Below are 4,073 nucleotides of genomic sequence, written 5' to 3' on the forward strand. Positions count from 1 at the left end.
ACCGCAGACTCCCGCCCACGACCAGGACGAGCACCCCGGACAACCGTCACGCCAGCCCCTCCGACCAGCATGTTCGAAGATGGCGAAGGCTCATTAGGCCGCGTGCCGTATCTTCCGCGGGCTGCACGACCAGGAAGTACCGGATGGGGAGGAAGAAGTTGCTGCTGATCGGCGACGACTGGGCCGAGGACCACCGCGACGTCGAGATCCAGGACGCCACCGGCCGCCGCCTCGCAACCGCGAGGCTGCCCGAGGGCGCGGAGGGGATCGCCAGGTTCCACGAGGTCGTGGCCAAACACGCCGATGAGGAGCCCGACCCGGCCGATGTGTTCGTCGGGATCGAGACGGACCGCGACACCTGGGTGCAGGCCCTGATCGCCGCCGGTTACCAGGTCTACGCGATCAACCCCAGGCAGGTCGCCCGCTTCAAGGAGCGGTACGGCACCTCCGGTGCCAAGAGCGACAAGGGCGACGCCCACGCGCTGGCCGACATGGTCCGCATCGACCGCGACCAACTGCGGCCGATCGCGGGCGACAGCGACCAGGTCCAGGCCGTCAAGGTCGTCGCCCGGGCCCACCAGACCCTGATCTGGGAGCGCACCCGCACCTTCCAGCGGCTTCGCAACACGTTGCGCGAGTACTTCCCCGCCGCTCTGAACGCCTACGCGAGCCTGGAGCTGACCAGCACCGACGCGCTGGAACTGCTGATCAAGGCGCCCACGCCGCAGGCAGCGACGAAGCTGACCCGCACCCAGATCGCCGCGGTCCTGGCCCGGGCCCGGCGACACAACCGGGACCAGAAGGCCGGGGCGATCCAGGCCGCGCTGCGCGAGAAGCAGCTGGAGCTGCCAGGGCCGGTGGCCGCCGCCTACGCGGCCGCCACGACCGCCCACGCCCGTCTCCTGATCGCGCTGAACGAGCAGATAGCCACGATGGAAGAGCAGGCGAAGGCGCATTTTCTCGCGCACCCGGACGCTGAGATCTACCTCTCGATGCCCGGCATCGGGGAGATCACCGGCGCCCGGGTGCTCGCCGAGTTCGGGGACGACCCCACCCGCTACAGCTCCGCCAAGGCCCGCAAGAACTACGCCGGAACCAGCCCCGTCACCCGAGCCTCCGGCAAGAGCCATAACGTCCAGGCCCGCTACGTGCGCAACAACCGGCTCGCCGACGCTCTCCAGCGCCCGGCATCCTCCGCCCTGCGCGCCTCACCCGGCGCCCGCCGCTACTACGACAAGCAGCGCGCCCGGGAAGCCGGCTACAACTCCGCCCTCCGCCAGGTCGGTAACCGGCTCGTCGGCATCCTCCACGGTTGCCTCAAGACCCGCACCCACTACGACGAAGCGATCGCCTGGTCGCATCACGCCCAACTCCCTGCCGCTTGACCTCAAACGTCATGGGGTGTCTGACCAGCCGGTCTACATGATCGCCGGGACTTTGAAACACCCCTGCCTCGTGCGGACGGTCAGGCGTGGCTCACAAAAAATCCAGTACCGGCCGTAGCTCATCGACGGCCGCCTGGCTGCGACCGGACTGATCGCCGACATCGCCAGTTCAACCCGGTAAGTAGGAAATTCTAATCGAGGGTCTTTAGATTAGTGGCGATACTTTCAACGACGCTGCGCGTGACGTCGGTTTCACCCGCGCCTATGACTTGCTGATAGAAGGTGCGGTCGGCGATGGGAAGATGCAGGACGCTGAGGTGGATGTCGTCCTTGTTGCCAGCGACCTCATCTTGCGTAACCTTGACGTCCGTGAGCCCATTTTCCTCCAAGAGGTTCCCTATAATTCCTTTCAACTCCTCAATGCCATCACCCAAGTGGTCGCTGAGCGTCATCTGGCGCGTTTGGATCCACAAGAATGCCATCACAACACCCCACTAAGAGTGTGAGCCAATTATTTCGTACACAAACGGGCAGGGAGATGATCGGCGCCAAGTCAAGGCGCCCCATGTGCAGTCTTTTGTCGAGTCGAGAACGCTTTCGAGTTCCCGCACATGGCCGTTGTATCCGTTGTGCGCGCCCTCATCTCAATGAGAGCACCGTCGAAGGCTCTAAGCAATCGGTGTCGGAGCCGATGTGATCTCGGCGCACTCAGGTCCTGTAGCCGTTCGGCGTCTGGGATGGTGGGCGAATCAACTTTCAAGAAGGTTGGAAGTTTATTTAGACTCAGTCCGCTCCCGCCTCGTCGTCCCCGTCCGTGTCCGTCGAGCGGGCCACCGACCAGCTCGCGGTAGTCGTGCCCAGGCTGGGGTCGTCGTGATCAGCTCCGTAAACCCGGCCTCGCAGCAGTGCCTCGTCGTCCATGGTGGTCAGCTTTCCAGCCCGCACCGACACCACGCCGGCCAGTCGGCGGTGGCGGGTCACCACCAAGCCGGTTCGGGGACGGTGTCCTGGCCGTCGTCGTGGCCGTGGTCGGCGCTGTGGCGGCCGGCCTCCAAGGCCTGGGTCTCGTCGCGGAGCAGCTCGGTGATCCAGTCGGCGACGCCGGCGGGGATGCGGAGAGTGCGCTGTTCGAGTTCGTAGGGGGTGCCGATGGTCAGCCAGACGTCGGCGCCTGCGCCGGGGGCGGGGGCAGCCTGGGCGAAGCCTTCGAGGGCGTCGGCGAGGTCGGCGGCAGCGCCCTCGCTGTCGGTGCCGGTGTTCACCAGCGTGCCGGGCCGTCGGGGTCGACTCCCGTTCAACCGGCACCCCTCAAGATCGGAGCGATACCAGTCGCTCAGGGCTGGCCCACAGTGTCAGCTGCATGCTCCTTGAGGAATGCGCCCGCATGGGCTGCGGCTTCCTCCGCGGTCGCGTAGCACGCCCCGTCGCCGGCCGCACCAAATGCTCCGTCTGCGCCCTCGCCCGTCCAGCTCCAGCCGCCGGATGGCGCCTGGACCAGTTCGGCAGTCCCGCCGAAGATTTCAAGGTTGGTCGGGCGCGCTGTCGGAAGCGCCGGGCGGGTGATGGCGTCGGGCCACTTCTTGCGGGCGCCCTGACGGGTGATGCCCCACACGGCTCCCAACTGCTCGTAACTTGCCCCATAGGAGCCGGCCGTCGCTGCCGCGTTCGCGGTCAGTCGCTTGACCTCCGCGTCCACCGCTCTCCAAGCGGCAAGGACCGACAGGGCCACCGCTACGGGGTCCGCGTCCCACATGCGGTCCGCGGAAAGCCCGGTCTCTCGAGAGCGAATGGCCGAGGCCAATGGGTTCAAGGCCTCATACAGAGCCTTGTCGAGTTCTACCTGTTCTTCTCGGGTGATCTCAGGCAGCATCATGCGACAACTATAGTTCACGACTCCAGGGATGACAACTATAGTTACCATCTGGCGATGTGATCGCGCCCCCGCTCGGCCTAGATCTGCTGCTGCCCGAGGCCTTGCCGAAGCGCCTGATCAAGACTCACGTTCGATCAGCACCGCCCAAGATCGGAACGACAACAACCACTGAGCTTGTTGTTTAACCTCGCAGGTCACCCAACCTGCTGATCTGCGGTTCTTCGCGAGACAGCAGAGGCGGCCGCCCCTCACGCTTCGAGATGTCGAGTAACGAAGCTGAAGGAACGGCCGCTGGTGACGAGTCTCCCTGTGCAACTGCCCGCCGTCGAGCAGTGGGGTGTGCTGTCCCGCTTTCGGATGGACTTCTACGAGTGCCTGTACACGCGTGCGGACGTGCTCTTCGAGCTCACCGACGCGCTGCTGTGCACGGACGGGCCGGTCAGGACGCTGGTGGACCTGTCGCTGGCGGCCGAGCATCGGCGTGGGCACGGCGCGATGTACGCCGCGCTGGACCGGGGCTGGCTCGAGCCCGCCCGACTGCGCCGCGCGCTGGCTGCCCTTCCGATACCCCGTCTCGCTGACGGGCGCATCGCCCTGGCCGTCGATGTCTCTAACTGGCTCCGCCCCGACGCGCCGACCAGCGATGACCGCCTGTTCTGCCATGTCTACGGGCGCGGCCGCAGCGCGGACCAGCTGATCCCCGGCTGGCCCTACTCCTTCGTACTGAAGTTGAATCCGTGATGTCGCTCGGATGGGTGAAGCAATAGCGTTCGCCTGCCGGCGGAGGGTTGGCCCCGGTAGTCATGTGCTGTGAG

Annotated in this window: 5 protein-coding genes and 1 pseudogene; 2 read left to right on the plus strand and 4 right to left on the minus strand. The window is 66.0% G+C overall.

Annotated elements, in window-relative coordinates:
- Positions 1 to 158 precede the first annotated feature (158 nt).
- Positions 159 to 1,385 carry an IS110 family RNA-guided transposase gene (locus ACZ52J_RS42715; RefSeq protein WP_465626821.1) on the plus strand — a complete coding sequence of 409 codons (1,227 nt, stop codon included), beginning with the start codon at positions 159 to 161 and terminating at the stop codon, positions 1,383 to 1,385.
- A gap of 191 nt (positions 1,386 to 1,576) precedes the next feature.
- Here ACZ52J_RS42715 and ACZ52J_RS42720 read toward each other — a convergent pair whose 3' ends face one another.
- The 4 genes from ACZ52J_RS42720 to ACZ52J_RS42735 form a co-directional block, all read right to left on the minus strand.
- Positions 1,577 to 1,837 (minus strand): hypothetical protein, encoded by a 261-nt coding sequence (locus tag ACZ52J_RS42720; RefSeq protein WP_465626818.1) that lies wholly within the window; start codon positions 1,835 to 1,837, stop codon positions 1,577 to 1,579.
- Positions 1,838 to 2,168: 331 nt separating this feature from the next.
- On the minus strand, positions 2,169 to 2,369 hold the full coding sequence (locus ACZ52J_RS42725) for a hypothetical protein (RefSeq protein ID WP_465626822.1): 201 nt from the start codon (positions 2,367 to 2,369) through the stop codon (positions 2,169 to 2,171).
- A complete protein-coding gene (locus ACZ52J_RS42730) occupies positions 2,363 to 2,683 on the minus strand; it encodes a hypothetical protein (protein ID WP_465626819.1) in 321 nt (106 codons plus the stop codon). Before ACZ52J_RS42730 ends, ACZ52J_RS42725 begins: the two co-directional genes overlap by 7 nt.
- A 35-nt stretch (positions 2,684 to 2,718) precedes the next feature.
- Complete coding sequence (locus ACZ52J_RS42735) at positions 2,719 to 3,258, minus strand: hypothetical protein (RefSeq protein ID WP_465626820.1); 540 nt, start codon at positions 3,256 to 3,258, stop codon at positions 2,719 to 2,721.
- 357 nt (positions 3,259 to 3,615) lie between these two features.
- Here ACZ52J_RS42735 and ACZ52J_RS42740 point away from each other — a divergent pair.
- A pseudogene (locus ACZ52J_RS42740) lies at positions 3,616 to 3,990 on the plus strand (transposase); the annotation flags it as partial.
- Between the last annotated feature and the right edge of the window lie 83 nt (positions 3,991 to 4,073).

Source organism: Kitasatospora sp. NPDC034035 (assembly GCF_055575755.1).

Coding starts and splice junctions, on each gene's coding strand:
- ACZ52J_RS42720 (WP_465626818.1), bottom strand. CDS start 1,837: ATGACGCTCAGCGACCACTTGGGTGATGGCATTGAGGAGTTGAAAGGA.
- ACZ52J_RS42735 (WP_465626820.1), bottom strand. CDS start 3,258: ATGATGCTGCCTGAGATCACCCGAGAAGAACAGGTAGAACTCGACAAG.